The 25,672-nt window shown below is 70.3% G+C and carries 25 protein-coding genes and 7 tRNA genes; 11 read left to right on the top strand and 21 right to left on the bottom strand.

What is annotated here, in order from left to right; genetic code table 11:
• Positions 1-25: 25 nt before the first annotated feature.
• On the bottom strand, positions 26-586 hold the full coding sequence (locus BFN33_RS19905) for an HIT domain-containing protein (protein ID WP_069761429.1): 561 nt from the start codon (positions 584-586) through the stop codon (positions 26-28).
• Positions 587-920: 334 nt separating this feature from the next.
• Between BFN33_RS19905 and BFN33_RS19900 the strand changes: the two genes are divergently transcribed.
• Positions 921-1,529, top strand: coding sequence for a potassium channel family protein (locus BFN33_RS19900; RefSeq protein WP_256122825.1), 609 nt, complete (start codon positions 921-923; stop codon positions 1,527-1,529).
• 30 nt (positions 1,530-1,559) lie between these two features.
• Here BFN33_RS19900 and thrS read toward each other — a convergent pair whose 3' ends face one another.
• The 3 genes from thrS to BFN33_RS19885 all read right to left on the bottom strand — a co-directional run bounded on the left by thrS (position 1,560) and on the right by BFN33_RS19885 (position 5,416).
• On the bottom strand, positions 1,560-3,536 hold the full coding sequence (thrS, locus tag BFN33_RS19895) for a threonine--tRNA ligase (protein ID WP_069761428.1): 1,977 nt from the start codon (positions 3,534-3,536) through the stop codon (positions 1,560-1,562).
• Positions 3,537-3,638: 102 nt separating this feature from the next.
• Positions 3,639-4,853 carry a hypothetical protein gene (locus BFN33_RS19890; protein ID WP_069761427.1) on the bottom strand — a complete coding sequence of 405 codons (1,215 nt, stop codon included), beginning with the start codon at positions 4,851-4,853 and terminating at the stop codon, positions 3,639-3,641.
• The gene (locus BFN33_RS19885; protein WP_069761426.1) at positions 4,850-5,416 is read right to left on the bottom strand and encodes a DUF4365 domain-containing protein; all 567 of its coding nucleotides are present in this window, start codon (positions 5,414-5,416) and stop codon (positions 4,850-4,852) included. The genes BFN33_RS19890 and BFN33_RS19885 overlap by 4 nt, the downstream gene beginning before the upstream one ends.
• 191 nt (positions 5,417-5,607) lie before the next feature.
• Here BFN33_RS19885 and BFN33_RS19880 point away from each other — a divergent pair, with 191 nt between their 5' ends.
• Positions 5,608-6,333 carry a 3'-5' exonuclease gene (locus BFN33_RS19880; protein ID WP_069761425.1) on the top strand — a complete coding sequence of 242 codons (726 nt, stop codon included), beginning with the start codon at positions 5,608-5,610 and terminating at the stop codon, positions 6,331-6,333.
• A gap of 49 nt (positions 6,334-6,382) precedes the next feature.
• Here BFN33_RS19880 and BFN33_RS19875 read toward each other — a convergent pair.
• A tRNA-Val gene (locus BFN33_RS19875) sits at positions 6,383-6,454 on the bottom strand.
• 39 nt (positions 6,455-6,493) lie between these two features.
• Positions 6,494-6,940 (bottom strand): SRPBCC family protein, encoded by a 447-nt coding sequence (locus BFN33_RS19870; RefSeq protein WP_069761424.1) that lies wholly within the window; start codon positions 6,938-6,940, stop codon positions 6,494-6,496.
• Between the two features lie 84 nt (positions 6,941-7,024).
• Between BFN33_RS19870 and BFN33_RS19865 the strand changes: the two genes are divergently transcribed.
• Positions 7,025-9,403, top strand: coding sequence for an SCO7613 C-terminal domain-containing membrane protein (locus tag BFN33_RS19865; RefSeq protein WP_256122800.1), 2,379 nt, complete (start codon positions 7,025-7,027; stop codon positions 9,401-9,403).
• 74 nt (positions 9,404-9,477) lie between these two features.
• Here the strand turns inward: BFN33_RS19865 and BFN33_RS19860 are convergent, their stop codons facing one another.
• The 7 genes from BFN33_RS19860 to BFN33_RS19830 form a co-directional block, all read right to left on the bottom strand.
• Entirely contained in the window at positions 9,478-12,213 is a 2,736-nt protein-coding gene (locus BFN33_RS19860; protein ID WP_069761873.1) for a Tat pathway signal sequence domain protein, read from the bottom strand.
• Between the two features lie 92 nt (positions 12,214-12,305).
• A complete protein-coding gene (locus BFN33_RS19855) occupies positions 12,306-12,902 on the bottom strand; it encodes a hypothetical protein (RefSeq protein ID WP_176742423.1) in 597 nt (198 codons plus the stop codon).
• A 10-nt stretch (positions 12,903-12,912) separates the two neighbouring features.
• On the bottom strand, positions 12,913-13,785 hold the full coding sequence (locus tag BFN33_RS19850; protein ID WP_069761421.1) for a carbohydrate ABC transporter permease: 873 nt from the start codon (positions 13,783-13,785) through the stop codon (positions 12,913-12,915).
• Positions 13,782-14,738, bottom strand: a complete 957-nt coding sequence (locus tag BFN33_RS19845; RefSeq protein WP_069761420.1) for a carbohydrate ABC transporter permease — start codon at positions 14,736-14,738, stop codon at positions 13,782-13,784. Before BFN33_RS19845 ends, BFN33_RS19850 begins: the two co-directional genes overlap by 4 nt.
• A 14-nt stretch (positions 14,739-14,752) precedes the next feature.
• Entirely contained in the window at positions 14,753-16,042 is a 1,290-nt protein-coding gene (locus BFN33_RS19840) for an extracellular solute-binding protein (protein ID WP_069761419.1), read from the bottom strand.
• A gap of 408 nt (positions 16,043-16,450) precedes the next feature.
• Positions 16,451-16,522 (bottom strand) — tRNA-Val (locus BFN33_RS19835).
• Positions 16,523-16,598: 76 nt separating this feature from the next.
• Entirely contained in the window at positions 16,599-17,060 is a 462-nt protein-coding gene (locus BFN33_RS19830) for a TIGR02611 family protein (protein WP_069761418.1), read from the bottom strand.
• A gap of 191 nt (positions 17,061-17,251) precedes the next feature.
• On the opposite strand from BFN33_RS19830, the gene BFN33_RS19825 reads away from it, so the two are divergent.
• The gene (locus BFN33_RS19825; protein WP_004002642.1) at positions 17,252-17,665 is read left to right on the top strand and encodes an SsgA family sporulation/cell division regulator; all 414 of its coding nucleotides are present in this window, start codon (positions 17,252-17,254) and stop codon (positions 17,663-17,665) included.
• A gap of 214 nt (positions 17,666-17,879) precedes the next feature.
• On the top strand, positions 17,880-18,440 hold the full coding sequence (locus BFN33_RS19820; RefSeq protein ID WP_069761417.1) for a CGNR zinc finger domain-containing protein: 561 nt from the start codon (positions 17,880-17,882) through the stop codon (positions 18,438-18,440).
• Positions 18,441-18,521: 81 nt separating this feature from the next.
• Here BFN33_RS19820 and BFN33_RS53195 read toward each other — a convergent pair whose 3' ends face one another.
• Together BFN33_RS53195 and BFN33_RS19815 are read right to left on the bottom strand one after the other, a co-directional pair.
• On the bottom strand, positions 18,522-18,674 hold the full coding sequence (locus BFN33_RS53195) for a hypothetical protein (protein WP_167363017.1): 153 nt from the start codon (positions 18,672-18,674) through the stop codon (positions 18,522-18,524).
• 156 nt (positions 18,675-18,830) lie between these two features.
• Positions 18,831-19,280 (bottom strand): hypothetical protein, encoded by a 450-nt coding sequence (locus tag BFN33_RS19815; protein ID WP_069761416.1) that lies wholly within the window; start codon positions 19,278-19,280, stop codon positions 18,831-18,833.
• A 224-nt stretch (positions 19,281-19,504) separates the two neighbouring features.
• On the opposite strand from BFN33_RS19815, the gene BFN33_RS19810 reads away from it, so the two are divergent.
• Positions 19,505-20,026 (top strand): DsbA family protein, encoded by a 522-nt coding sequence (locus BFN33_RS19810; RefSeq protein WP_176742422.1) that lies wholly within the window; start codon positions 19,505-19,507, stop codon positions 20,024-20,026.
• 7 nt (positions 20,027-20,033) lie between these two features.
• Here the strand turns inward: BFN33_RS19810 and BFN33_RS19805 are convergent, their stop codons facing one another.
• The 3 genes from BFN33_RS19805 to BFN33_RS19795 are packed head-to-tail and all read right to left on the bottom strand — an operon-like array spanning position 20,034 to position 22,772.
• Entirely contained in the window at positions 20,034-20,861 is an 828-nt protein-coding gene (locus BFN33_RS19805; protein WP_069761414.1) for an N-acetyltransferase, read from the bottom strand.
• Positions 20,862-20,910: 49 nt separating this feature from the next.
• On the bottom strand, positions 20,911-21,732 hold the full coding sequence (locus BFN33_RS19800) for an aminotransferase class IV (RefSeq protein WP_069761413.1): 822 nt from the start codon (positions 21,730-21,732) through the stop codon (positions 20,911-20,913).
• On the bottom strand, positions 21,729-22,772 hold the full coding sequence (locus tag BFN33_RS19795; RefSeq protein WP_069761412.1) for a chorismate-binding protein: 1,044 nt from the start codon (positions 22,770-22,772) through the stop codon (positions 21,729-21,731). The genes BFN33_RS19800 and BFN33_RS19795 overlap by 4 nt, the downstream gene beginning before the upstream one ends.
• A gap of 178 nt (positions 22,773-22,950) precedes the next feature.
• Between BFN33_RS19795 and BFN33_RS19790 the strand changes: the two genes are divergently transcribed.
• From BFN33_RS19790 to BFN33_RS19770, 5 genes are all read left to right on the top strand, one after another.
• Positions 22,951-23,023: transfer RNA gene (locus BFN33_RS19790), tRNA-Gly, on the top strand.
• Positions 23,024-23,063: 40 nt separating this feature from the next.
• Positions 23,064-23,137: transfer RNA gene (locus BFN33_RS19785), tRNA-Cys, on the top strand.
• A gap of 1 nt (position 23,138) precedes the next feature.
• Positions 23,139-23,210, top strand: a tRNA-Val gene (locus tag BFN33_RS19780).
• A gap of 34 nt (positions 23,211-23,244) precedes the next feature.
• A tRNA-Val gene (locus tag BFN33_RS19775) sits at positions 23,245-23,316 on the top strand.
• Positions 23,317-23,347: 31 nt separating this feature from the next.
• Positions 23,348-23,419: transfer RNA gene (locus tag BFN33_RS19770), tRNA-Val, on the top strand.
• A gap of 48 nt (positions 23,420-23,467) precedes the next feature.
• Here BFN33_RS19770 and BFN33_RS19765 read toward each other — a convergent pair.
• The 3 genes from BFN33_RS19765 to BFN33_RS19755 all read right to left on the bottom strand — a co-directional run bounded on the left by BFN33_RS19765 (position 23,468) and on the right by BFN33_RS19755 (position 25,616).
• Positions 23,468-23,776 (bottom strand): zf-TFIIB domain-containing protein, encoded by a 309-nt coding sequence (locus BFN33_RS19765; protein ID WP_079140894.1) that lies wholly within the window; start codon positions 23,774-23,776, stop codon positions 23,468-23,470.
• A gap of 80 nt (positions 23,777-23,856) precedes the next feature.
• Complete coding sequence (locus tag BFN33_RS19760) at positions 23,857-24,795, bottom strand: aminoglycoside phosphotransferase family protein (RefSeq protein WP_069761410.1); 939 nt, start codon at positions 24,793-24,795, stop codon at positions 23,857-23,859.
• A 638-nt stretch (positions 24,796-25,433) separates the two neighbouring features.
• The gene (locus tag BFN33_RS19755; RefSeq protein ID WP_069761409.1) at positions 25,434-25,616 is read right to left on the bottom strand and encodes a hypothetical protein; all 183 of its coding nucleotides are present in this window, start codon (positions 25,614-25,616) and stop codon (positions 25,434-25,436) included.
• Positions 25,617-25,672: the final 56 nt, after the last annotated feature.

Genomic DNA, 25,672 nt, shown 5'->3' with positions numbered 1-25,672 from the left:
CGCACAGTCGCCGGCCCCCGGTGCATCACTCGCTGGGCCAGGCCTCCGCCAGCATCTTGCGGGTGTCTCCCAGCAGCTGCGGCAGCACCTTCGTGTGGCCGACGACCGGCATGAAGTTCGTGTCGCCGCCCCAGCGCGGGACGATGTGCTGGTGGAGATGGGCGGCGATGCCGGCCCCGGCGACCGTCCCCTGGTTCATGCCGATGTTGAAGCCGTGCGCCCCGGAGGCCGTCCGCAGCGCCGTCATCGCCTGCTTGGTCAGCGCGGCCAGCTCAGCGGTCTCGGGCTCGGTGAGGTCGGTGTAGTCGGCCACATGACGGTAGGGCACGACCATCAGGTGACCGCCGGTGTACGGGTAGAGGTTGAGCACCGCGTACACCAGCGTTCCGCGCCGGACGATCAGACCGTCCTCGTCGGACTTGGCCGGGATCGAGCAGAAGGGGCAGCCGTCGTCGGCACCCGGGCCGGTCGGCTTGTTCTCGCCCTGGATGTAGGCCATCCGGTGGGGCGTCCACAGACGCTGGAACGCGTCCTGCGTGCCCACTCCCAACTGCTGCTCCGGCTCACTCGTCATGCAGTGCAGCATATGACTTCGCCCGTTCGCGCCGTGTCGGCGGGGTTGTGGGAAAAGCTGCCCGGGCCAAGCTGGACGGGTGGACGACGAAAGCCGCGGAGCCGACAGCGCGGACACCGGCGGAAGCAACGGAACCGGCGGCACTGGCGGCACTGGCGGCACCGAGGCTCACGACACGGACGGCGCCGACATCCGCGAGCCTCGCACCACCGACGCCCACAGGACTCCCCGCGAGCCCCACGACCCTCCCCAGGCCGGCATCGACGCCCGCAGGGCCGACAGCACTGACTCCCCCAGCCCCCACAACCCCGACAGCCGCCAGGCCCACTGGGAAGCCCGCACGGAGATCCCGCTCGCCCTCGCCTCCCTGGCCTTTCTCGCGGCGTACGCGCTCCGGGTCCTGGCCCATCTCCCGAAGGCCGCGCTCGATTTCTGCCTGGCGGTGACGCTGGCCGCCTGGGCGCTGTTCGCCGTCGACTACGCGGTCCGCATGCACCTGAGCGGACAGCGCCTGCGCTTCGTACGGACGCACCTGCTGGACACCGTGGTGCTGTTTCTGCCGCTGCTGCGCCCACTCAGGGTCGTGAAGCTGTACGAGACCGTGCAGCGCCGGCACGGACGGCCCCGGCTCGCCCTGCACGCGCGTGTGATCGCGTACGCCGGTCTGGCGGCTCTTCTGCTGGGCTTCACCGGTGCCCTCGCCGTCTACCAGCAGGAGCACGACGCGCCCGGTGCGAGCATCCGCACCTTCGGGGACTCCGTCTGGTGGACCTGCGCCACCCTCGCCACCGTCGGCTACGGCGACGTGGTCCCGGTCACCCCGCTCGGACGCCTGATCGCGGTCGGTGTGATGGCCATCGGGCTGGCCCTGCTCGGCGCGGTGACGGGCACCTTCGCCTCCTGGCTGCTCCAGGTGTTCGCGCGGGAGGACGACGAGAGGCCCCCGGGAAGCTGAGCCTCCCGGGGGCCTCGCGCGCAACAGGGGTCAGACCTGTGCCCGCTCCTCCACGACCTTGACGATCTTCGCGATGGCCTCGTCGAACGGAATGCCGTTCTCCTGCGAGCCGTCGCGGTAGCGGAAGGACACCGAGCCGCCCGACATGTCCTCGTCGCCCGCGATGACCATGAAGGGCACCTTCTGCTTCTGGGCGTTGCGGATCTTCTTCTGCATCCGGTCCGAGGAGGAGTCGACGTCGACCCGCAGCCCCTGCTTCTTGGCGGCCGCGGCGAACTTCTCCAGGTACTCGACGTGCGCGTCGCCGATCGGGATGCCGACCGCCTGGACCGGGGCCAGCCACGCCGGGAAGGCGCCCGCGTAGTGCTCCAGAAGCACGGCGAAGAACCGCTCGATGGAACCGAACAGCGCGCGGTGGATCATGACCGGACGCTGCTTGGAGCCGTCCGGCGAGGTGTACTCCAGCTCGAAGCGCTCCGGCAGGTTGAAGTCCAGCTGGATCGTCGACATCTGCCAGGTACGGCCGATGGCGTCCTTGGTCTGGACGGAGATCTTCGGGCCGTAGAAGGCGGCGCCGCCCGGGTCCGGGACCAGGGGCAGCCCCTGCTTCTCGGCGACCTGGCGCAGTGTCTCCGTGGCCTCTTCCCAGACCTCGTCCGAGCCGACGAACTTCTCCGGATCCTTGGTGGACAGCTCCAGGTAGAAGTCGGTCAGGCCGTAGTCGCGCAGCAGGCCGAGGACGAAGGTGAGCGTCTTGTCGAGCTCCTCCGACATCTGCTCACGGGTGCAGTAGATGTGCGCGTCGTCCTGCGTGAAGCCACGCGCACGCGTGAGGCCGTGCACGACGCCCGACTTCTCGTACCGGTACACGGTCCCGAACTCGAAGAGGCGCAGCGGCAGTTCACGGTACGAGCGGCCGCGCGCGTCGAAGATCAGGTTGTGCATCGGGCAGTTCATGGGCTTGAGGTAGTAGTCCACGCCCTCGTCGAGCTGCATGGGCGGGTACATGCCGTCGGCGTACCAGTCCAGGTGCCCGGACTGCTCGAAGAGCTTCCCCTTCGTCGCGTGCGGCGTGTAGACGAACTCGTAGCCCTCCTCCTCGTGGCGGCGGCGCGAGTAGTCCTCCATCACGCGGCGGATGATGCCGCCCTTGGGGTGGAACACGGCGAGGCCGGAACCGATCTGCTCCGGGATGGAGAACAGGTCGAGCTCGGAGCCCAGCTTGCGGTGGTCGCGCTTCTCGGCCTCGGCGAGGAAGTCGAGGTGCGCCTTCAGCTCGTCCTTGGTCGGCCACGCGGTGCCGTAGATGCGCTGGAGCATCGGGTTCTTCTCGCTGCCGCGCCAGTAGGCGGCCGCGTTGCGCATGAGCTTGAACGCCGGGATGTTCCGCGTGGAGGGCAGGTGGGGACCGCGGCAGAGGTCCTTCCAGCACAGGTCGCCGGTCTTGGCGTCCAGGTTGTCGTAGATCGTCAGCTCACCGGCGCCGACCTCGACGTCCGCGCCGTCGTCCGTGGAGGCGGAGCCCTTGATGCCGATCAGTTCCAGCTTGTACGGCTCGGACGCCAGCTCCTCGCGAGCCGCCTCGTCGGTCACCACGCGGCGGGAGAACTTCTGCCCCCGCTTCTGGATCTCCTGCATCTTCTTCTCGATGGCCTTGAGATCCTCGGGCGTGAACGGCCTCTCGACGTCGAAGTCGTAGTAGAAGCCGTCCTTGACCGGCGGGCCGATGCCCAGCTTGGCCTCGGGGAAGAGCTCCTGCACGGCCTGCGCCATGACGTGCGCGGTGGAGTGACGCAGGATGTTGAGGCCGTCCTCGGAGGAGATCTCGACGCCCTCGACCTCCTCACCCTCGGACAGGACGTACGCAAGGTCCTTGAGCTCGCCTCCCACGCGCGCGGCGATGATCGAGCGCTCGCCGGCGAAGAGCTCGGCGGCCGTAGTGCCCGTCGTCACCACGCGCTCTTCCCGCTCGGAATCGCGTTGGATGATCACACGGACGTCTGACACCGGTCTCTCCTGACTGAAGGTGGGTGCGGCGCCATACCGGGAGCGCGCGCAATAGGGGATCGTACCGACCCGGCACCCACCAGCGCGAAATCAGTCCCGGTCTCAGTCCCCTCCGCAGGCCTCCTCGAAGAAGTCGAGATTCTCCTGGAGGGACTTCATCAGCCGATCCCGCTCGGCCTCGTCGACCTGCACGGGTACGACCCCAGTGGCCCCGGTGAGCCTGCGGAAGCCACCGCGGCTCTCCAGCCTGCCGTGCACCCGCACCGGCAGCCCGACGAGGTGGGCGTGCCCGGCGATCCGGTACGCCTCCTCGTCCAGGGTCAGCCGCAGGTGCGGGATCTCGGCGCCGGCGATCACCCGCAGCCGTACCGACCCGTCCCCGCGCGGCCCCGACCTGCGCATCCGCACCACCGTGCCGGTGATCCGCACCGGGACGGAGGGCTCCTCGCGCAGGAAGCGGGCCCCGGCCTCGCGCAGCACGGGCAGGTCGCCGGGCGAGAACTCCACGGCCTCACAGGACGCCGCGCACCCTTCGGGGACCCCGGCCGCGGGCGCCCACTCGACGGCGATCCGCGCGCCTTCCGTGCCGCGTACCAGGGCGATCAGCGCCTCGGTGAGCTCACGGCTGACGCCCGCCTCGACGGCGCCGTCGAAGGCGTCCATGCCACCGGTGGCCCGCTGGTAGTCGATGGCCTCGCGGGTGGCGTAGAGGGCCTGGTGGAGGCGGACGGCGAGGGGGCGGGTGGTGCCGACGGGCACGAAGGCGGTGAGCCGGCGGCCACCGGCGGCCGAGCCGACCAGGACGTTCTCCAGGGACGCGGCTGCCGTACGGCGATAGCGGGCGCCGTAGTAGCCGGCACGCGCGCGTGTGGCGAGCGCGCCGGCCAGCAGGGTCTGCCGGGCGGCGGCGCGCAGTTGCTCCTCGACGGTCCAGGTCGCGGCGTCGGCGGGGCCGGTCGGGACGTCCCGCCACCAGCGGATCTCGTCGCTGGGCACGGCGAGGCCGACGAGCACCTCGCGCGCGGACGGTGTGCCGCTGCGGGAGAGGGCGACCAGGGCCTCGCCGAGGAGGTCCTCGCTGTCGGGGAAGGCGCGGCTCTCGGGCACGAGCAGGCTGGTCCCGCCGGCACCCGGCCCTGGTGGCGTCCAGCGGCCGTACCGTCCGGGGGCGCCGCCGCGCCGCTGCCAGCCGTGCCGGTGCAGCAGGGCGCTCAGGACGGCCGGGTCGACCTCTTCGGGGGTCGGCGAACGGTCCCAGTGGGCCTCCGGGTGGGGCCGTACCGCGCGCAGTGGCTCCTCCAGCGGGCGGTGGGTCATGGTCTGCCTCCCGTACCGACCCGCGTCATGATCTCGCACAGCGCCCGGTCGTCGAAGATGCGGTTGGTGGGGATCCGCACGGTGGTCCGGGTCCGGCCCGTGATCGGTTGGCCGGCCAGGTTGACCCAGTAGCAGCAGTGTCTGAGGTCCAGGCGGTCGTGGCTGGCGCGCAGCCAGTCGTCCTGGGCCCTCGGCACGAGCATCACCACGAGGATCTTGTGGACCGACACCGGGGTGCGGGCGAGTTTGCGCAGGTGGTCGTTGTCGAGCGTGAAGGAGAAGGAGCGGCCCGGTGGGTTGGGCGCGACCTGGTAGGTGCACTTGAGCTGCACCTTGATGGTGACCTCGTCGTCGACGGTGTGTCCGGGCGAGCCGTGGCTGACGTGCCAGTCGATGCCGTTGTCCGGAAAGGGTTGCGACAACGAGCAGCCGGCCGCCGCCGCGACGGCGTGCAGATAGCCCACCTGCAGTGTCTCCATGCAGGCGGTGGTGGCGAGTGTGCCGCGAAGAGGGCCCGTGCGCTCGGGCAGCAGCCCGCCCCGCTCGGGCTGCGCTATCGCCATGACCAACAGCCTTCCAAGCCAAGTGACATGCCCACACATGGGCCACATGAATCCCGCGCCGAGCCGCTGAACTGCAAAGACCCGTACTCCTGTTGTGTCCTTCCGGCGTACGGCGCAAACAGCCCGGGTATCACCAAACAGGCAGAAGACGGGGCGTCAGCCGCCCTGGGTGAACGAGGGGTTGTGTAGCTATGACGTGCTGGTACGAAGGGCCCCTGGCCGCATTCGACACCGAGACCACGGGCGTGGACGTCGAGACCGACCGGATCGTGTCGGCCGCCGTCGTCGTCCAGGACGCGGCGGGCACCCGGCCACGGGTGAGCCGGTGGCTGGTCAATCCGGGTGTGCCGGTGCCCGCCGGGGCGACGGCGGTGCACGGGCTAACGGACGAGCATCTCCAGCTCAACGGCCGCTGGCCGGCGCCGGTGATGCTCGAGATAGCCGAGGCGCTGGCCGAACAGGCGGCGGCGGGCCGGCCGCTGGTGGTGATGAACGCTCCGTTCGATCTGACGCTCCTGGACCGGGAGTTGCGCCGCCATCGCGCCTCGTCGCTGAACCGCTGGCTGGATTCCTCGCCGCTGCTGGTGCTGGATCCGCGGGTCCTCGACAAGCACCTGGACCGCTACCGCAAGGGCCGCCGCACCCTCACCGACCTGTGTGCGCACTACGGCGTCGAGTTGGACGGCGCGCACGACGCGGCGGCCGACGCGCAGGCCTCGTTGGATGTCGTACGGGCACTGGGGCGCCGTTTCGCCGCCCGGCTGGAGCGGCTGGCACCGCCGGAGCTGCACAACCTGCAGGCGGTGTGGCATGCGGCCCAGGCGCGGGGACTGCAGGCGTGGTTCGCGCGCAGCGGGTCGGAGGAGTCGGTGGATCCGGCGTGGCCGCTGCGCCCGGATCTGCCGGCGGCGGCGTGAGCGAGCATGAAGAAAGCCGGCCCGTCTGAGACGGACCGGCTTTTCCCGGTGGGCGATACTGGGTTCGAACCAGTGACCTCTTCGGTGTGAACGAAGCGCTCTCCCACTGAGCTAATCGCCCGGGAACGCACTGAACAATACAGGTCCCCGCGGGTTTCCTTCAAACCGCTTCCAAGTAGGCGACGAGCCCCCGCCGCCCGGCGCGCATCATCACCCGGTGGTTGGCCAGGAAGACCGGCCGCCCGGGCACGGCGAAGCGCCGGAGCAGCGGTTTGTTCACCTCGGTCACCTGGTCGTAGCGAGCGAGGCTGCCGTCCCCGTCCGCGGTGATCGTCCAGCGCGCCCAGCCGTCGAGATCGCCGTCCATCGCGATCTCCAGCACCCCGGCCTCCGGATCGCGCCGCACCTCGCGCGCGGTGAAGACCAGGTCGTACGGCAGCACGGCGCGGATCGTGATCACGCCGCTGGTGTCGTCGAGCCGTCGCACCTCGCGTACCTGGGGCCACCAGCGCGGATACTCCTCGGCGCGCTCCAGCGCGTCGTAGACGACGGCGGGCTTCGCGGGCAGGGACCACAGGCTGCGGAAGCGGTATCGGGTCCAGTCCATGGACAGAGTCTGGCATCGGATCCGAGTAGGTTTTGAGTACGCGTACTCATGTCGCGTCGCGTGACCCAGCCCACACTTCAGGGCATGACGCACACCCTGCCCCCGGCCGAGGAGCTCCGCCTCCTCGACGCCGAGCTGTGGCAACTGGACGCTCGCCGGGCCCAGTTGCTGGCCCGCCGGGCCTGGCTGGTCGCGGCGCTCCAGCCGAAGTGGCCGGCCCCGCAGCCGACCGGGCCGAGGCCCGCCGCATCCCCCCGCCCCGAGGCGAGCGCACCGAGCGTGCAGAACGTGCTCCTGGTTCTCGGCGGTCTCCTGCTCACGATCGCGGCGATGGTGTTCACCCTGGTCAGCTGGGGTCACCTGGGGATCGCCGGCCGGACCCTGGTGCTCGGCGCGGTCACGGTGGCCGCACTCGCGGCGCCGCTCCCGCTGCTGAAGCGCGGGCTGCGCTCGACGGCCGAGTCCGTGGCAGGACTGGGGCTTGCGCTGACGGTCCTGGACGCGGTCGCGCTGCACGGAGCCGTCTTCCCGCAGACACCCGGGGCGCCGTACACGGCGGTCGCCTCGGCCCTCCTGGCGGCGCTCTGGACGGCGTACGGCCTCCTGCCTGGCGCCACCGGCCTGCGCCTGCCCCGCCCGGCCGCCCTGGTCGCTGCCCAACTCCCGTTGTTCTTCTGGGCTATCGCGGCCGACGCGGGCTCCTACGGGCTCACGGCCGCGCTCCTGGTGACGGCGGGGTTCGACTCGCTCGTGGCGCTCCGGGCGATGCCCGGGTCCGTACGCGTGGTCGCCGCGATCGGCGCGTACGGCGTGGGTGCCTGGGGCGCACTGGCGGCCGGCTTGCTGACCTGGACAGCCTCCGGCCCGAGCGCCGCCGCCCGTGCGGCGGCGCTCCTTCTCCTGGCGAGCGCTATCGCGCTGACCGCCGCGTGGCTGGGCGGTCGTACGGCAGCGCGGGCGAACGGGCAGGCCCTCGGGCTCGCCGGCGCCTCCGGACTGCTCGCGGTGGCCGCGTTCGGCGGTACGGCACGGTCCCTGTTGCCCGAGCTGTGGACCGTTCCGGCCCATCTGGCCTTCGGGATCGCCCTGTTGGCGGCTCTGCGGCTCGACCGACTGCCGGACACGGTACGGCGGGGTCTGGCCTGGGCCTCCGGGGCCGTACAGGCGCTGTCCCTGCTGTGGGCCCTGCCCGTCGTCGGCGTCGTCGTGCTGGGCCCGCTCGCCTGGGCCTCGCGAGCGTGGACCGGCGCCCCGTCGGACGCCCGTACCGCGGTGACCGCCGACGTGACCTGGCCACCGCACGCGGAGGCGGCACCGCTCGTCCTGGCAGCCGTCGCGGGCGTGCTGGCCCTGGCGGTACGGGACACGGCCTGGCGCCCGCGAGCCCTGGCAGGGGCACTGGGCCTGGCCTGGGCCACCGTCCTCACCCTCCCGGCCGTGCTGGAACTTCCCTACGCCGCGGGCCTGTTGATCCAAGGCGCTGCGACCGCCGCGGCCCTGGCATCAGCGATCCTTCTAAGGCAGCACCGCACGGCCCTCCTCCTCGCACTCGTCACTTCCGCGAGCCTCGCCTTCCTGGCCCTTGCCTCCCAGACAGCGACCCTCGTCGTGCTCTCCGGCCTGATCGCCCTCTTCACGGCGGCCTCCTGGCGTCTCGCCCCCTTCACCGCCCCCACCGCTCTCGCCTACGGGGCCGCGCTGGCCGTCGCGATCGGATCCGCCGCGGACTGGTCGCCGGCGCACACCGCCCTACTGGTCCTGGTGGTCCCCGCGGCCGCGGCGCTGCTCGCCGGGCGACTCGGCGACTCGAAGGCCACCGTGCCGGTCGAGGCGGTCGGAGCGGCGGCCGGAGTCCTCGCCATCGCGCCGGCGGCCACCGACCTGCCCCTGCTCGCCACGGTCCTGGCCGTGTGCGGAGTGATCACGGCGGGCACGGCGATCCGTACGGACCGCCGCCCCGTCGGCTACGCGTCCGCGGCCCTGTTCCTCGCGGCCACCTGGGTCCGCCTCGCGGGCTGGGACGTGGACACCCCGGAGGCCTACACACTCCCGGTCACGATCCCCGCCCTGCTGGTCGGCGCCCTGCGCCACCGCCGCGACCCACAGACCTCGTCCTGGACGGCGTACGCCCCCGGCCTGGCCGCCACTCTCGTGCCGAGCCTCTTCGCGGCCTGGGGCGACCCTCACTGGACGCGCCCGCTGCTGCTGGGTGTGGCGGCCCTGCTGGTCACCCTGGCAGGCGCCCGCCACCACCTCCAGGCCCCGCTCCTGCTGGGCGGCTCGGTTCTGCTCCTGGACGCCCTGCACGAACTGGCCCCGTACCTCGTCCAGGTGACCGACGCCCTCCCCCGCTGGGTCCCCCCGGCCCTGGCCGGCCTCCTCCTGCTCGCACTGGGCGCGACATACGAACACCGCCTCAGGGACGCCAAAAGGATGCGCCACTTCTTGACCAACATGCACTGAACCCACTCAGGGGCGCGGGGAACTGCGCGACCAGCCACAACGGCCCCGCAGTTCCCCACCACACAAGCCCCTACCTACGGCATCTTGTCCCCAAGAAGCGCCAGGTTCTCGATCGCGGCCAGCCCGTACAACGCGGTGTCATTCGTCGACACCCAGGCCGCCTCACTGCCCGCCACCAACGAGACCGGCCCGCTCAACGCCTCCGTCTTCCAGGGCGCGGACTCCTTGTACCCGTCGGAGTTGTAGAACTTCTCCCACGCGCGCGTGGCCAGCTTCGCGTCCCCGGTCTTCACCGCCGCGTACGCGTCCAGCCGCGAGTGGCCCTGGAAGAGCAGCAGCGACCCGAAGTTGGACCCGTACCGCGCCGCCTGTTCGGCCTTGGTCGCGTTGAAGTAGCGGCAGTAGTCGAAGTACGCCTCGTTGAACTTCGGCATGTCGACGAGGTCGATGAGCTCGGCGCACAGCTCGTTGAGCCCGAACACGGCGGAGAGGTGCGAGACCCCGACGACGGGCGCCGAGGCCACCGCGAACTTGCCCGTGTCGAGGTCGTACAGCCCGCTGCCCTGCACAAATCCGTTGGGCTGGGCGGCGATGCCCTCCATCGTCGACAGCACGCGGGCCTTGGCCTTCTCCCACTTGGGGCCCTTGCGCTCCCACTCGGTCAGCCAGGCCGAGACCAGCCCGCTCCAGTCCGTGCCGAAGCCGACCGACAGGGCGTGCCGGTCGGGCGTGTAGGGGTCGGTGCGGACCTTGCGCAGCGGGTCGAGCACGAGGAACGTCTCGTCCGAGTCGACGTTGGCGTGCATGAGGTCGCCGACGCGCTCGTCCGCGGTGAGGAAGTAGTAGTAGCGCCGGTACGTCGTGTTGGCGATGCGCTGCTGCTTGGCACTGTCGGCGTAGTGCTGCACACCGTGCCGGGTGCCGAGTCCGGCCCACTGTCCCAGGTGGTACACGTCCACTTCACCGGTGTGGCGCGTCATGGCCTCGGCGAACCGGAAGATGTCCGCGCGACCCGACCTTATGTACGCCAGCCACAGCCAGAGGTCCGGAGAGAGCTCGGAGTTGTCCCAGGCGTAGCCGCCGATGTCGTACCGCCACTGGTGCCTGACGGTGTCATAGGTGTGCATGATGTCGCCGTAGTCCCAGAAGCCGTACCAACGGCGCTGCTCCACCTGGTCCTTGTAGTACGTGAAGAGGAAGTCGAGGTGGTCCTCGATCTTGGCCTTGGCGGGCGTGGACCGGTCGGGCTCGGAGTACAGGCCCGGCCCGAAGACCTTCGCCTTGATGAGCTGCTTGGGCGGTGCGGCGAGCTGGGGCAACTCCCTGACGGCCTCGACCTGTTGGGCCAGGGTCTCCGGCGACGGCGTCGACTCGTTGGCCCAGAACAGCAGTTCCGACGTACGGGCGATGCCGTAGGGCGTGCCGAACTCGGGCTCGTAGTCCTCGTAGGTGATGTTGAGGCCTTCGAGCTGCTCGGCGAAGGTGTCCTGGCCCATGCCGTCGTGGTAGAAGCGCAGGTCCATGGGCTGCGCCTCGGGCGACCAGAGCCACAGGGTGACCTCGGCCTCGTCGGTCTGGGCGTCGCGGATGTCGAGCTGGGAGGGATGCTTCTCCCAGAAGTCCCTGAGCCCGAAGGAGAATCCGCCGCTCGCACCACCGACGTAACCGAACCCGGAGGCCCGCCTGCCGCCGCCGGCGCCGACCCAGCCGTGTCCCTTCTTGGTCCGCTTGCGCAGGGTGAAGCCGTCGGCGGAGAGCTGGGAGAGGGTGTAGTCGCCCCACTCGGGGATGTACTGGAGCCGGGTGGTGACCCGCTGGTCCCAGGTGGCGGGGTCGGGCAGCTTCTGGCCCGCGTACTGGGCCTCCTGCACGGCGATGCCGGGGTCGCGGCGCAGCCCGGTGATGCCCTTGACGGCCTCGCGCAGCAGGCCGGCGCCCTCACCGCCGATGCGGATGTGCCGGTCGTAGGCCTGGTCGCGCATCGGCACGGTGAAGCGGACGCCGAGGCCGCGGATGAAGTCGCCGCTCGCCTTGCCGGGTTCCTGGGTGCCGTCGTAGGTGATGGTGTGCACCATGCGGAAGGAGTCGGCGCCCGCGTAGAAGTAGAGGCGGATCGAGAACGGCAGCCAACTGCGGTTGCCCTTGCGGTGCTTGCCGTCGATCTTGACGACCGCGCGGACGGGGCCCGACTGCTCGACGGTGACCTCGGAGATGGCCCCCTCGAAGCGCTCGGTCCTGACCGTGCCCTGGTCCTCGTCCTCGATCTCGGGCTGACGGATCAGCACGAGCCGCCCGTTCTTGGCGATCTCCGTCGACCCGCGGGTGACCGACTTGATGAGCGTGGCGCCCGACTTGCCGATCTTGGCGGTGATGACCCCGGTGGAGACGGTGATCGTGCCGCCGCTCTTGTCGACGGTGACCTTCTTGTCGGGTACGGCGGCGTCACCGGCGCTCAGCGACAGCTTCCCGTTGCCCGAACTCACCGCGTGGGCGGTCCACTTGAGCGAGCCGTCGGGCCAGTAGGCGATCGGCCAGGACTGGACCGGCACGGCCTTGCCGTCGGCGTCCGTGACCGCGAACTTCTGGTCCTGCTGGTACACGCCCTTGGGCCAGGGGACTCCGACGGTGGAGCCGGGCGCGGCGCCGAGGCCGCCGTCCTCCAGCCAGTCCAGGGTCACGGGAGAGTCGTCGGCCTCGGCGGCTCTCGGCGCGGCCTGCGCGTCCTTGGCTCCCAGCGCCCAGCTGAACTGCGCGGCGGCACCGGCGACAGCGGCGGCTTTGAGGATGGACCTGCGGGGGATGGGGGACATGGTCATTCCTTTCCATGGACAGGCTGGTCAGGGGCATGACAGAGAGAGGTACGACGCCGAGGGCGCCGACCTTGTGACGAGGGCACCGCCCGTCAGCGGCGCCGGTAGCGTTCCTCCACGGCTACGGCCGCCGCCGCGACGGCCCCGAGGACCGGGACCGCGAGCGGCGCGATGAACCCCGCGGACAGGGCCACGACGGCCAGGCCGGCGACGATCAGGAAGGACCCGGCGGGGTCGCGCAGGGTCCGGCGTACGGCGTCCGCGAGCAGCGCCCGCCAGGAGGCGCCCGGCGTCCAGACCGCCGCCGCGCGCAGCCCGGCCACCGCGAGGCCGATCAGCGCGAACAGTCCGACGGCCCCGACGAGGGGGCCGCCGGGGATCCCGGCCCGCGCGGCCTGGACGTCCACCCACACCGCGGCCGCCGCGACCCACCCCGCGACCCCGACGAGCCACCCGCGGCGCACGGCCGTACGGAAGTCCGCGACGAACTCCCGCCAACCGCCGGCCTCATGGCCGGTACGACGCCGCAGATGCCGCGCCCCGGCGGCGAAGGCCGCCGGGTAGGTGACGAGTCCGAGACAGGCCACGGCGATCCACACGCCGGTGAGCAGGGTCTCGGCGAAGAGAGCGAAGCGCTCGCCGCCGAACACGGTGGCCCTGCGACGCGCCTTCACACGCGCTTGCGCCATGCTGACCGCCTCACTTCAGTCCGGACGTCGCCATGCCGTCGATCAGATACCGCTGGAAGGCCATGAAGAAGGCGATGACCGGCACCAGAGCCACCAGTGACATGGCGATCATGCTGCCGTAGTTGGAGATGCCCTCCTGGTCGCGGAACATCATCAGGCCGAGCGAGACGGTGTACTTCTCGGGCGTGTTGAGGTAGATCAACGGCCCCATGAAGTCGTTCCACGCGTTGATGAAGGTGAAGATGGCGCTGGTGATGAGGGCGGGGCGGCACAGCGGCAGCACGATAGACCAGTAGGTCCTCAGGTGCCCGCAGCCGTCGAGCTTGGCGGCCTCGTCCAGCTCGCGCGGCAGTCCGCGCATGAACTGCACCATCAGGAAGACGAAGAACGCCTCCGTCGCCAGAAACTTGCCGGCCACGAGCGGTACCAGCGTGTCGACGAGTTCCAGCTTGCGGAACATCACGTACTGCGGGATGAGCAGCACGTGATACGGCAGCAGCAGGGTGCCGATCATCAGGGTGAACAGCAGGTTCCGCCCGGCGAACCGGATCTTGGCGAAGGCGTACGCGGTCAGCGAGCTGGAGATCACGACACCGGCCACGGCGAGGCCCGCGTACATCAGTGAGTTCGTGAAGAAGGTGCCGATGGAGATGCCGGAGATGCCGTCGGCGAGGCCGGAGAAGTTCGCCCAGACCGGCTTGGAGGGCAGCAGGTCGATGCTGGCGATGATGTCCTTGCTCGGCTTGAACGAGGCGCCGAGCACCCAGATCACGGGATACAGGACGACCGCGAGGACGGCGAGCGCGCCCACGTGCCAGGCGATCGATCCCTTCCTCCGCCGCTCGTTCGCGGTGCGCACGACGGGCGTGCTGACGGTGGTCACTTGGCGGCCTCCTCGTAGTGCACCCACTTCTTCTGCGACCAGAACAGGACCGCCGTGACCAGCGCCACCGCGACCACCAGCGACCAGGCCATCGCGGAGGCGAAGCCCATCTGGGCCTCCTTGAAGCCCTTCTGGTAGAGGTAACAGGTGTAGACGAGGGTGGCGTCGGCGGGCCCGCACCGGGTGTCGGAGACGACGTAGGCGGAGCCGAACACCTGGAACGCGTGAATGGACTCCAGCAGCACGTTGAAGAACAGCACCGGGGAGATCATCGGCAGCGTGATGTTCCAGAACCTGCGGAAGGGCCCGGCCCCGTCCACCTCGGCGGCCTCGTACAGCTCCCGGGGGACCTGCTTGAGGCCGGCCAGGAAGATGACCATCGGGGCACCGAACTGCCAGATGCTCAGAGCCACCAGCGAGTAGAGGACGTAGTCCGGGTTGCCGATCCAGCCGCCCACGTCGACGCCGAAGATCTTCTGGGTGCGGTCCACGATCGCGTCGTCGGAGAACAGCGCCCGCCACACGAAGCCGACGGAGACGCTGGCGCCGATGAGGGAGGGCATGTAGAACGCGGCCCGGTACAGGCCCTGCCCGCGCCGGCTCTGCGCGAGCAGGAGCGCGACGCCGAGCGCGAGCAGCAGCTTGAGCGGAGTGGCCACGACGACGTACTTGAGTGTGACCTCCACCGACTTCTGCCAGCGCGGGTCGTGGAACATCGTCGTGAAGTTGTCGAAGCCCACCCACTCGGGCGGAGTGAACAGGTTGTACCGGGTGAACGCGTAGTACAGCGACGCGATCATCGGCCCCGCCGTGAGAAGCAGGAATCCCGCGATCCACGGCGACATGAAGAGGTAGCCGGCGAGGTTCTCGCGGCGCCGCCCGCGCCGCCCGGCGGCGGGAGCGGCGGGCCGCTTCTGCGCCGGGCGCACGGGCGCTTCCTTGACGAGCGTCATGGTGGTACGTCCCCTCAGCCCGCGAACGCGGCCTTGGCCTCGCTGAACAGCGACTTGGCGGCGTCGGCCGGCTTGGACTTGCCCTGGGCCACCTCGCCGCCCAGACGCAGGAACGCCGCCTCGATGACGTCGGCGCCGGACGGGTGCGGGGTGATCTTCCCGAGCACACCGGCCTTGGCGACCTCGTCCTCGTACGCCGCGACGCCCTTGTTCTGGGCGTCGGCGGGCTTGAACGCGTCGTACTGCTCGGTGGTGGCGAGGATGCCGCGGTCGTAGCCCATGATCTTGCCGACCTCGGGGTCGTGGACCATGAAGGAGATGAACTGCGCCGCCTCCTTGGGGTGCTTGGTCCCGGAGAAGGCGCTGAGCATCAGCGAACCGAGGTACTGGCCGGTGTCCTTGCCGTCCGTGGTGGGGATCGGCGCGAGCCCGTAGTCCGACTCGCCCTCGCCCTCGTAACGGATGGAGAAGTTGTCCCAGGTGAACTCGGACGCGGCGAGGCCCGCCGAGAGTCCGGACTTGGGCTTGACCTGCTCGATCTTCTTCGGGTCGGCGACCAGCCCGGACTTCACGCGCTTGTAGCCGTCCGTCCACCACTGGGTCAGGTCGTCCTCGGTGAAACCGAGCTCGGAGTCGGTGAAGAAGGCCTTTCCGTTCTGGCGCAGATACAGGTCGTAGAGGTACATGATGCTGAAGTAGCCGGTGTCGCCGGCGATCTTCAGCTTGTCCTGGATCGTCTGGAGCGCGGCGAAGTAGTCGTCCCAGGTCCAGCCGAACTTCGCCTCGACGCCCGCCTTCTTGAAGGCTTTGACGTCGATGACGAGCGACATGGTGTTGGCGCCGACCGGAACAGCGATCTGCTTGCCGTCGACCTGACCGTTCGCCAGAACGCCGTTGCGGAAGTTGTCCAGGCTCAGATTCCCGGCGTCCGCCTGCGACTTGAGATCCAGCAGAACACCGCGCTTGTCGTACTTGCGCAGGAAACCGACCGCGTTCTGGAAAACGTCCGGCGGATTTCCACCGGAGGCCTGGGTCTGGAACTTCTCCCAGAACGCTTCATAGTCGGTGAATTCAGGCTTGATCTTGATCTTCGGATACTTCTTCTCGAAGAGCGCGATGGTCTTCTTGATGGCGATGGTGCGCGGCTCGCCACCCCACCACGCATAACGCAGTGTCACCGTTCCGTCTCCGGAACTACCGCTGTCACCGCCACACCCGGTCGTCGCGGCCAGCCCCAGCGTCGCCGCTGTAGCCCCGGCCGCCTTCAGGATCGTTCGCCTCTCAACATTCCTGTTGGTTCCCACAGTCGGGCCCCTCCCCGCAGCGTCGCCGCCTGCATGAATCGTTTCAAGTAAGCGCTTGCTGGCACAAGCTACGGAGGGCCCGGGAGTGCGTCAATGATTCGGACAGGAATTTATTGTGAGTGTGGTGAGACGTCGGCGCGCCTCCAACCGCCGGGCGGCGTCGGGGAGCTGACGACTGCCCAGGTGAGAGCCACGGGATCGACCCGTCGAACGGGGCACAGGCCGCCGTACGGGTCGGCGCGCGGCCGAAAAAGTACGGGCGGCGGGGAGGCGGCGCTGCGGACGGTCACGCGGGGAGGCGACGCTCGGACGGTCACGCGGGCCGGCCGGCAGTCCACGGCCTTCGCGTCTGTCCCCGGACACGCCGACGGCCCGTCTGCACTCTCACAGACGGGCCGTCGGTCCGGGTGGGCGATACTGGGTTCGAACCAGTGACCTCTTCGGTGTGAACGAAGCGCTCTCCCACTGAGCTAATCGCCCGGACGCAGGAAGAAGATTACCCCATGTCAGGGGGTGCCGGTGACCAGCGGTGACAGCCTGCGCACCCCCGCGCGGCTCACTGGTCCTTGATGTTCCAGGGCATCTCGAAGCCGAACTTCCAGAGGTAGACCCCGAGGATCGCGGCCACGATCGCGAGGCCGATCACCGTGAGGATGATGTTGCGCCGGCGCACCTTGGGATCGAGGGCGCGCTGGGCCGCCTCGGTCACCTTGCGCTTGGTCCAGCGGAGCACGAGCTGGGCCCAGACGAACTCGGTCGCCCAGATCGCCATACCGCCGAAGATCACGACCCACCCGGGTCCGGGCAGCGGCAGCATGATGATCCCCGCCACCACGACCGCCAGGCCGATGACGAAGATGAGGACCTGCCAGCTCAGGTGCAACAGGCGACGCGCTTTGACGAACTCCGGCGCCCGCGAGCCGAGCCCCTGCCCGTCCTTCGCCCCGTCCGTCTTCTTGCCGCTCTCGTCGTCCGCCGACACGGCGACCTCGCCCGGCTCGTCACTCCCCGTATTCATACAGCCAAACCCTACCCGAGAGAAACCGGTCACCGGAATGGTCGTACCTCTCGAAGAGGCACTCGGCCGGAAGAGTTACGTAAACACACGCAAAACACTCAGAGGGGTTTACAACGGCACCGTAGGTGGCATGTCGATTTCGCCGACGTGCGAATCCCCGAGCGCACACTGAGCGAAAGGCCCTGGCGCTTATGAACACCACGGTCAGCTGCGAGCTGCACCTGCGCCTCGTTGTGTCGAGCGAGTCCTCCCTGCCTGTCCCCGCAGGCCTGCGGTACGACACGGCCGACCCCTACGCCGTGCACGCCACCTTCCACACCGGAGCCGAGGAAACCGTCGAGTGGGTGTTCGCCCGCGACCTCCTCGCGGAGGGCCTCCACCGGCCCACCGGAACCGGCGACGTCCGAGTCTGGCCGTCGCGCAGTCACGGTCAGGGCGTCGTCTGCATCGCCCTGAGCTCCCCTGAGGGCGAGGCACTGCTCGAGGCCCCGGCGCGGGCCCTGGAATCGTTCCTGAAGCGGACGGACGCCGCCGTGCCCCCGGGCACGGAGCACCGGCACTTCGATCTGGATCAGGAGCTCTCGCACATCCTGGCGGAAAGCTAGGGGCGGGCGAGGTCCCACAGAGCCGCCCGGCGCCGTCCACTCGGGGAGACGGCTCGGGCCGGTACAACCGCATAGGGAACGACAGGTGCCGTGGCTGCGGAGCGCTCCGCAGCCACGGCACCTGTCGTGCTGCCCGTCACCGGGGCCCGGCGAGCCACTACCATCGGCCAGCATCGGCGGGCATTCGCCCGACCCCCAGGCCAGGGAGCGAATCGTGCTGATCACCCACGACACCCGGTGCGCCCTCGACACCGTGGTCGATCTGGTGAACACCGCACCGGAGGACGACGGGACGCCGGACGGACTGCAGGATGTCGCGGCGCTCGCGGATTTCGTACGAAACCACGAGATCAGCGATGTCGGAGTGCTCTCGGAGTTCGATCTGTCCGCGGTGCGCAAGATCCGCGGCCGGTTCGCCTCGGTCTTCGCCGCCCCGGACGCCCGGGCCGCCGCCGCGCTGATCAACGACCTGGTCGCCGCCGCGGGCACCACTCCCCAGCTCACGGACCACGACGGCTACGACTGGCATGTGCACTACTTCGCGCCGGGCGCGTCCGTCGCCGACCACCTGGCGGCCGACTGCGGGATGGCGCTGGCGTTCTTCGTGGTGGCCGGCGAGCAGGAGCGGCTGCGGCGCTGTGAGGCGCCCGACTGCCGACGGGCCTTCGTCGATCTGTCCCGCAACCGCTCGCGGCGCTACTGCGACAGCCGGACCTGCGGAAACCGTCTGCATGTGGCCGCGTACCGGGCGCGGCGCAAGGAAGCCGCGGGCTGACGTCCCGGCCGCGGGACCGGGCCCTGGCGGGATGGTCGACGTGGTCCCCGACGGGTGACGCCGGGGACCCACGGGTACGGCTCAGAGCAGCAGCAGGTCGTGCAGCGCAGCCATGAGCAGCAGACACCCGATCACCGCAAGGAAGATCATCAGCGGTGGCTGGGAAAGGGCGAAAAGGCATCCACGCGGCTCGTCCTGCGGCGGCGCGGTGTCGCTCTGTTCGGTGTCCAGCATCTCGCGGCGATGATGGCGCAGCCGACGCCCCCGGCGCGATCAACACGCCCGAAATGGGCGGGAGTTCGCCAGATTCCGTGATGTCCGTTTCAAGTCGTGATCACTTACGGACAGGGGCGGACCCCACTGCGAACGTTTCAGTTCAACAGGCGACCGTCATATGCCGTGCTTCTTCAGGATGGCCTCGATGTCGCTGAAGTCGTCCCCGGCGGACTCAGTGCCCCGGGGCTTGCCCGCGGGCCGGGTCGCCGGGGTGCGGACGGCCGGGCCGAGCGAGGGCGCCGAGGCCGCGGGGGCCATCGCCTCCTGCTCGGCGCCGCGGGCCGCCTTGCGCTCCTTGCGGGTGCCGCCGCGGCGGCGCTCCACCGCCCGCGTGGTCGAGAACAGCACCCACGACAGGCCGAGCACGCCGAAGCCCGCCCAGGCCGTCGGGCTGAGGGCGGTGTCCGCGAGCCAGTCGACGACACCGGTCATCACCAGGCCGAGCGGAACGAGGGAGTAGGCGGCGATACGGGTGGCCGCGAGGAAACGCTTGCGGTACGCGGTGACCGCCGCGATGCCCAGGCCGGCCGCGGCTACGGCGGAACAGACGGTCTCGGCAATCATCCGGTCCTCCAGGCGGTGTCGATCGGCAACGTGCCGCTTCGTCCCTATCCATCCTGCACCTCCCGACCCCCGCCGGGCCATGCCTGGGCAGGACATCAGGGACATCTCCGGGTCACCTCCTCCCGAGGTGCCGGTCGGCGTCGTACCGCCGAAGCAGGCGGACGCCGTCGTGCGGACGACGGGGCCGATTCGGGCGGGTGGTCCGTAGCTGGGAGACTGGGCCCATGAGCGACCCCTCCCCCGTCCGTTCCGCCGTGCCCGTTCTCGATGTCTGGTGCGAGCTGCAGTGCCCGGACTGCCGTGTCGCGCTGGACGATGTCCGGGCCCTTCGTGCCCGCTACGGCGACCGTCTGGAGCTGCGGCTGCGGCACTTCCCGCTGGAGAAGCACAAGTACTCCTTCGCCGCCGCGCAGGCCGCCGAGGAGGCGCTGGAGCAGGGCAGGGGCTGGGAGTTCGTCGAGGCCGTGCTGGGGCGGGTGGCGGAGCTGGACCGTGCGGGAGAACCCTTCCTGGTCGAGGTCGCCCGTGAACTGGGGTTGGACGCCGAGGAGTTCGACACCGCGCTGATCGACGGCCGGCACATCCTGATCGTGGACGCCGACCAGGCCGAGGGCAAGGCGATCGGCGTGAGCGGGACCCCGACGTACGTCATCGACGGCGAGCGTCTCGACGGCGGCAAGAGCCAGGACGGACTGCGCGAGCGGATCGAGCAGATCGTGGACCGGCTGCTCGCCGGGCAGGAGTGAGCCGGCCTCAGAGCAGGCTCTTGTACATCGAGTAACCCACCGTCTCGTAGCCCAGCGACTCGTAGAGCCGCTCCGCCGGTGTGTTGCCCGCGAAGACGTTGAGGCCCAGGACCCGTCTGCCGGAGGCGATCGTCTGGGCCTCGGCCAGCAGCATCAGCGAACGGCCGTGCCCACGGCCGCGGACGGCCTCCTCGGTCTCGACGTCGTAGACGAACGCCTTGTCGCCGATGAACTCCAACCACAGGATGCCGACCCGGACACCGTCCTGCTCCAGCACGCTGAACAGCGCGTTCTCGGTCGCGAGGCCACGCTCCGTCAACCGTGCGTTGTCCCTCTGCGACCTCGCCCTCGCCTGGGCCTCGGGCACCCCGCGGTCGGCCCAGTCCCGGGTGTACTCCGCGATGCCGCGCTCCGCCCAGGGGCCGAACTCGGCCTCCGTCATGGGTCTGCCGCGGCTGCCCGCGGGCAGTTCGGGCGCGGTGGGGCCGAGCCGCTTCTCCATACCGCGGTTGCGATGGACGTACCCGAGCATCGTGGCGAGCCGCCGCGCGGGCTCGGCGTCGGCGGGGACCCTGATCTCCAGCTGCCCACTGCCCCAGCCCCGCGCCACCTCCTCGGCGGCGAGCGCGGCGACCGTGCCCCGACCGCGCCTGCGGTCCGGTTCCTCGATCCGCAGATCGCGGATCTGGGCCACGGCCGGCCCGAAGGACGGATGGGTCGCGAGGTGTATCGCCCCGACGGGACGGCTGTTCACGCACACCGTGTAGTGGCGGGACAGCGCCCCGTCGGAGCCGCGCTGGAGCGGCTCGGTCGGCCGCAGGGTGGTGGTCATCACCGGAGTTCTACCCGCTGCCGCGCGCCAGTTCAGCCCAATTTCCCGGGCTTCACGGATCGAGGTCGTGCCCGGACCGCTCCTCGAAGACGCGCATGGCCTTCGCGGTCACCGGGCCCGGCGCGACCGGCAGTTCGCGCGCGTCGACGCGATGGACGGCCTGGACGTCCCGCAGAGTCGAGGTGAGGAAGACCTCGTCGGCCCGCTCCAGGACGTCCAGCGGCAGGTCGGTCTCCTTGGCCCCGGTCCATTGGACGGTCAACGCGCGCGTGATGCCCGCGAGGCAGCCGGAGGCGAGCGGCGGCGTGTGGATCTCGCCGTCGAGCACGACGAAGACGTTCGACCCGGTGCCCTCGCACAGCTGACCGACCGTGTTGGCGAACAGCGCCTCCGAAGCACCGTGCGCACGCGCGCGTGCGAGTGCGACGACGTTCTCGGCGTACGAGGTGGTCTTGAGCCCGGTGAGAGCGCCGCGCTCGTTACGGGTCCACGGCACGGTGATCACGGCCGTGGAGTCGGGTCGCGGCGAGGACTCGCCGAGGGCGACCACCAGGGTCGGCCCGTGCTCTCCCCGGTCGGAGCCGAGAGGGCCGTGGCCGCCGGTGTACGTGATGCGCAGCCGCCCGAGCGGCACGGGATTCGCCTCGAGTACGGCGGCACAGGCGCGGCGGACCTCGTCGTGATCGGGGTCGGGCAGCCCCAGGCCCCGCGCCGACAGCGTCAGCCGGTCGAGATGCCGGGTGAGGGCGAAGAGGCGACCGTCCACCGCCTTCAGCGTCTCGAAGATGCCGTCGCCCACGGTCAGCCCGTGATCGAAGACGGAGACGCGGGCGGTCTCGGTGTCCTGCAACCCGTCGTCGAGCCAGATCTTCACGTAAAAGTTCCTCCACTCACCTCGTACGTCCCCGACGCTATCGCGAGCAGTCGGGACGCCTTCAGCTCGGTCTCCCGCCACTCCCCCTCGGGGTCGGACCCCCAGGTGATGCCGGCGCCGGTACCGAAGCGCAGCACTGCTTCGGCACGGTCGATCCAGAAGGTACGGATGCCGACGGCCAGCTCCCCGGTACCCCGGTCGGCGTCGACCCAGCCGATGCCTCCGCAGTACGGCCCCCTCGGCGCGGTCTCCAGGGCGTCGATGATCCGCAGGGCGCTGGACTTGGGCGCGCCGGTGACCGAGCCGGGCGGGAAGGCGGCGCCGAGCAGCTCGGCCCAGCCGGCGCCCTCGCCGAGCTCACCCCGCACGGTCGACACGAGGTGGACGAGACCGGGGTGCTTCTCCACGGCGCACAGGTCGGGAACGGTGACGCTGCCCGTGGCACACACCCGCCCCAGGTCGTTGCGGACCAGGTCCACGATCATCACGTTCTCGGCGTAGTCCTTGGCCAGCAGGTCGTCCTCGGTCCGCCCGGTCCCCTTGATCGGCCCCGACTCCACCACCCGGCCCTCCCGGCGCAGGAACAGCTCGGGGGAAGCGGTGGCGATCTCGACCCCGTGCTTGGGCAGCCGGATCGTTCCTGCATAGGGCGCTGGGTTGCCGCGGGCCAGCAGCGCGGTCAGCGCGTCCACGTCGGCGCCGGGCGGGAGGGGCGCGGTCAGCACACGGCAGAGGTTGACCTGGTAGACCTCGCCGGTGGCGATGCACGCCCGGATCCGCTGCACGCCCTCCGTGTACGCGGCGCGATCCAGCGATGACGTCCAGTCACCGGCCTGGGGCCCTTGCCACGCTCCGGACCTCGGCGCGGGCACCGGTTCCAGGCGTACGTCGGCGAAGCGGGCGCAGGTCAGACCGCCCTCGAAGTCCGCGGCGATAGCCCAGAAGCCGGTGGAGTCCAGAGCCGCGGGATCGCTGGTGACATCGAGGAGACCGGTGGCGACGCGGTCGCCGAAACGGGCGAGAGGAGGGAGGTGGAGCACGTTGTCGAGTCTATGGCGGGTGTCCTGCGGGAGACCTGGCCATGTCCCTCAGGCCGCCCTGACCACGTACGTCGACATGCGCACCGCAGCACGCTGCGCAAACGCGTTTTTGTACTGGCCCCGGAATCCGCTAGAGTTCAACTCGTCGCCGGGCCGCGAGAGCGGAACGAAACGACACGCGGACGTAGCTCAGTTGGTAGAGCGCAACCTTGCCAAGGTTGAGGTCGCCAGTTCGAACCTGGTCGTCCGCTCGTAGGAAGCAGGGGGATCTTCCCGAGCCCCCTCACTCCTGGTGGAGTGGCCGAGAGGCGAGGCAACGGCCTGCAAAGCCGTCTACACGGGTTCAAATCCCGTCTCCACCTCCAAGGACGATTAGCTCAGCGGGAGAGCGCTTCCCTGACACGGAAGAGGTCACTGGTTCAATCCCAGTATCGTCCACTGGATCTTCGGCAGATCATCGAAGGTCTGACCCGCGCGATTAGCTCAGCGGGAGAGCGCTTCCCTGACACGGAAGAGGTCACTGGTTCAATCCCAGTATCGCGCACGCAGTACTCACGATCTTGATCGTGGTTCCCGCGCGATTAGCTCAGCGGGAGAGCGCTTCCCTGACACGGAAGAGGTCACTGGTTCAATCCCAGTATCGCGCACAGACCGAAGCCCCCGGCCCTGCGGCCGGGGGCTTCCTCGTTGCCCGGTCAGCTGGAGAACAGCATGTGGCCGAAGCCGCGGTTGCGGTGGTGCCCGCCGTGGCCGCCGTGGCCGCCGTAGTGACCACCTCCGTGCTGCGGCGCGCCCCAGGCCGGTGCGCCGGGCGCGGCGGGGTACTGCGGCGCGTTCGGGGGCGGCGGAACGGCGGGGCCGCCGCCCCACTGGCCCTCCAGGCGGGTCAGCGCCTCCAGCTCGCCGTAGTCGAGAAAGATCCCGCGGCAGCCGCTGCACTGCTCGATCTGGACACCGTTGCGGTTGTAGGTGTGCATCGGTGCGTGACACTTCGGACACTGCATCGTCGGCTCAACTCCTCGCCCGTTGGTACTGCTTCGCGTTACGCCAGGACAGACTCCGTCCGGCCCTGGTCGGTTGCACCCTACTTCGCGAAACCGCCCGCCAACTGCGGCGGGGCAGAACCCATTCGGTCACAGGCATCGACGACCGCCTGCTCCACGTCGCCCAGCGCACGGTCCGCCTCGGTCGCCTTGGCGATCGCCCGGGCCGCCGTCTGCACGGTGAGGGCGCGGGCGGCGACGTCCAGGGCCGGCCAGGGGTCGCCGTCGGCGGGAACCGCGGGGCCGCCGGCCGCTCGGTAGGCGCCGAGGAAGCGGGACCAGTCGTCGGGCGACAGCAGTCCGCAGGCGTACCAGGCGGCGGGTCGGGCGAGGTCCCAGGCGGGTTCCCCTACGCCCAGATCGTCGACGTCGATGAGGTGCCAGGGGCCGTCGGGGGCGGGGTGGCGGACGAGTTGACCGAGGTGGAGGTCACCGTGGCAGAGGGTCGTCCTGTCGGACATGGGGGTCTCGGCGCGGGCCCAGGCCGGGAGGGTGCGCCAGGCCCGGAGGACGGGAAGGGCGTGCCTTTGGCGGGTGGTGGCGAGGAGACGGGCAACGGCGAGGGCTGCTTTGACGGGGCCGCGCATGGGGGAAAGGCCGGGTGGGGCGGGGGTGCGGTGGAGCCGGGCGAGGAGGGTGGCGGCGGCTTCCCAGGGGGCGGCGTCGGGGTTATCGGGGTCCACGGGTTCGCCGTACGGCCAGAAGGTGACGAGCCTGCCGTGCAGGTCGACGGGGCTCTCGCCGAGTGGGGGCAGGAAGATGCCGGGGAGGTGAGCGGCCGCGGCGAGACGGGGGATCAGGTCGGCGGGGGCGGTGTCGGGGGCGTGGGCCTTCGCGACGGTGTCGGCATGCCGGACGACCGTGGCGTCGGGGCGGTCGGCGAGGGTGCTCGCTCCGCAGGGGCACGCCGACGAGGTCCGCGAGTGAGCCTCGGTCCTGGCTCTGAGGGTGAGCTCGGCGAGCAAGGGATGGGTGGTCACGGGGCTCCCTGGGCGGCGGGGTGGTCTGCTCGCGAGGGTACGCGGCCGCTGCGCTGGGCTTGAGCGGGGCGCCCAAAGGGGTGCCGGGTGGGGTTGTCGGGCGAGTGCGAGCCGGTGGGGGCTGGTCGCGCAGTTCCCCGCGCCCCTAGGGGGTTGCAGTCACCTGCGCCACGACGGACCGATCCCCACCTCGCGCGCCGCGACGGGCCGTTCGCCGTACCGTGCGCCCCGATGAGCGGTTGGCCGCGTACGGCGCGAAGGGGACGGGGTGGGGGGTGTCCGCCCGCAGCGGCCGGCGTCCGTTACCGAGCACATCTCAAGAGACCGAGCCGCCGGACCGAGGACGGACACCCCCCACCCCGGCCCCGACCCACCCACCGAACCCAAGGCGCTACACAAGCCCCCACCGAACCGAAACAGGCCGCCGCAGGCATCAGGGGCGCGGGGAACTGCGCAAAAACGCCCGCCCCCACCCAGCTGCACAGTAAACCGACCGCCCAACCCCCGGAGGGCAAAGCAATGCCGGCGCAGCTCCCCAGCTGCGCCGGCATTTTGCCGTCCGCCGCACCCCCGTCCCCACGGGGTTTCATGGGCTGATGTCCCCGCCCGGACCGCTCTTCCGGGCCTGGGGTCGCCGCTCAGCGCCCCAGCATCACTCCCACGGACGACGCCTGTGTGGTCACTGTCTCCCAGCCGTCGAAGACGACGAGGAGCAGGACCGCCAGAGGAAGGGCCATGAGCGTCGCCACCAGCGGGTGACGACGGCCCGTACGGCGGGTTTTGGATGTGCGGGACAGTGTCCGCGGTGCCGTAAGAGCCATGGTCCCTCTCCTGACCGTTCTGTTGTCGTTGGCAGCGGCGGGTGTCTGACCTCGGG

Origin of the sequence: Streptomyces sp. LUP47B, from assembly GCF_001746295.1 — a bacterium.
Lineage (GTDB): Bacteria > Actinomycetota > Actinomycetes > Streptomycetales > Streptomycetaceae > Streptomyces.
The sequence above is the reverse complement of the archived record's forward strand: the minus strand, read 5'-3'. Positions and strand labels throughout refer to the sequence as shown.

Excerpts from the sequence above, each read along its gene's own strand:
- BFN33_RS19885 (WP_069761426.1), bottom strand. The coding sequence starts at position 5,416 with ATGGCGATAGCGCAGCCCGAGCGGGGCGGGCTGCTGCCCGAGCGCACG.
- BFN33_RS19865 (WP_256122800.1), top strand. The coding sequence starts at position 7,025 with ATGACGCACACCCTGCCCCCGGCCGAGGAGCTCCGCCTCCTCGACGCC.
- BFN33_RS19830 (WP_069761418.1), bottom strand. The coding sequence starts at position 17,060 with ATGAATACGGGGAGTGACGAGCCGGGCGAGGTCGCCGTGTCGGCGGAC.
- BFN33_RS19755 (WP_069761409.1), bottom strand. The coding sequence starts at position 25,616 with ATGGCTCTTACGGCACCGCGGACACTGTCCCGCACATCCAAAACCCGC.
- BFN33_RS19845 (WP_069761420.1), bottom strand. The coding sequence starts at position 14,738 with ATGACGCTCGTCAAGGAAGCGCCCGTGCGCCCGGCGCAGAAGCGGCCC.
- BFN33_RS19815 (WP_069761416.1), bottom strand. The coding sequence starts at position 19,280 with ATGATTGCCGAGACCGTCTGTTCCGCCGTAGCCGCGGCCGGCCTGGGC.
- BFN33_RS19825 (WP_004002642.1), top strand. The coding sequence starts at position 17,252 with ATGAACACCACGGTCAGCTGCGAGCTGCACCTGCGCCTCGTTGTGTCG.
- BFN33_RS19870 (WP_069761424.1), bottom strand. The coding sequence starts at position 6,940 with ATGGACTGGACCCGATACCGCTTCCGCAGCCTGTGGTCCCTGCCCGCG.
- BFN33_RS19810 (WP_176742422.1), top strand. The coding sequence starts at position 19,505 with ATGAGCGACCCCTCCCCCGTCCGTTCCGCCGTGCCCGTTCTCGATGTC.
- BFN33_RS19905 (WP_069761429.1), bottom strand. The coding sequence starts at position 586 with ATGCTGCACTGCATGACGAGTGAGCCGGAGCAGCAGTTGGGAGTGGGC.
- BFN33_RS19855 (WP_176742423.1), bottom strand. The coding sequence starts at position 12,902 with ATGGCGCAAGCGCGTGTGAAGGCGCGTCGCAGGGCCACCGTGTTCGGC.
- BFN33_RS19860 (WP_069761873.1), bottom strand. The coding sequence starts at position 12,213 with ATGTCCCCCATCCCCCGCAGGTCCATCCTCAAAGCCGCCGCTGTCGCC.
- BFN33_RS53195 (WP_167363017.1), bottom strand. The coding sequence starts at position 18,674 with ATGCTGGACACCGAACAGAGCGACACCGCGCCGCCGCAGGACGAGCCG.
- BFN33_RS19890 (WP_069761427.1), bottom strand. The coding sequence starts at position 4,853 with ATGACCCACCGCCCGCTGGAGGAGCCACTGCGCGCGGTACGGCCCCAC.
- BFN33_RS19765 (WP_079140894.1), bottom strand. The coding sequence starts at position 23,776 with ATGCAGTGTCCGAAGTGTCACGCACCGATGCACACCTACAACCGCAAC.
- BFN33_RS19880 (WP_069761425.1), top strand. The coding sequence starts at position 5,608 with ATGACGTGCTGGTACGAAGGGCCCCTGGCCGCATTCGACACCGAGACC.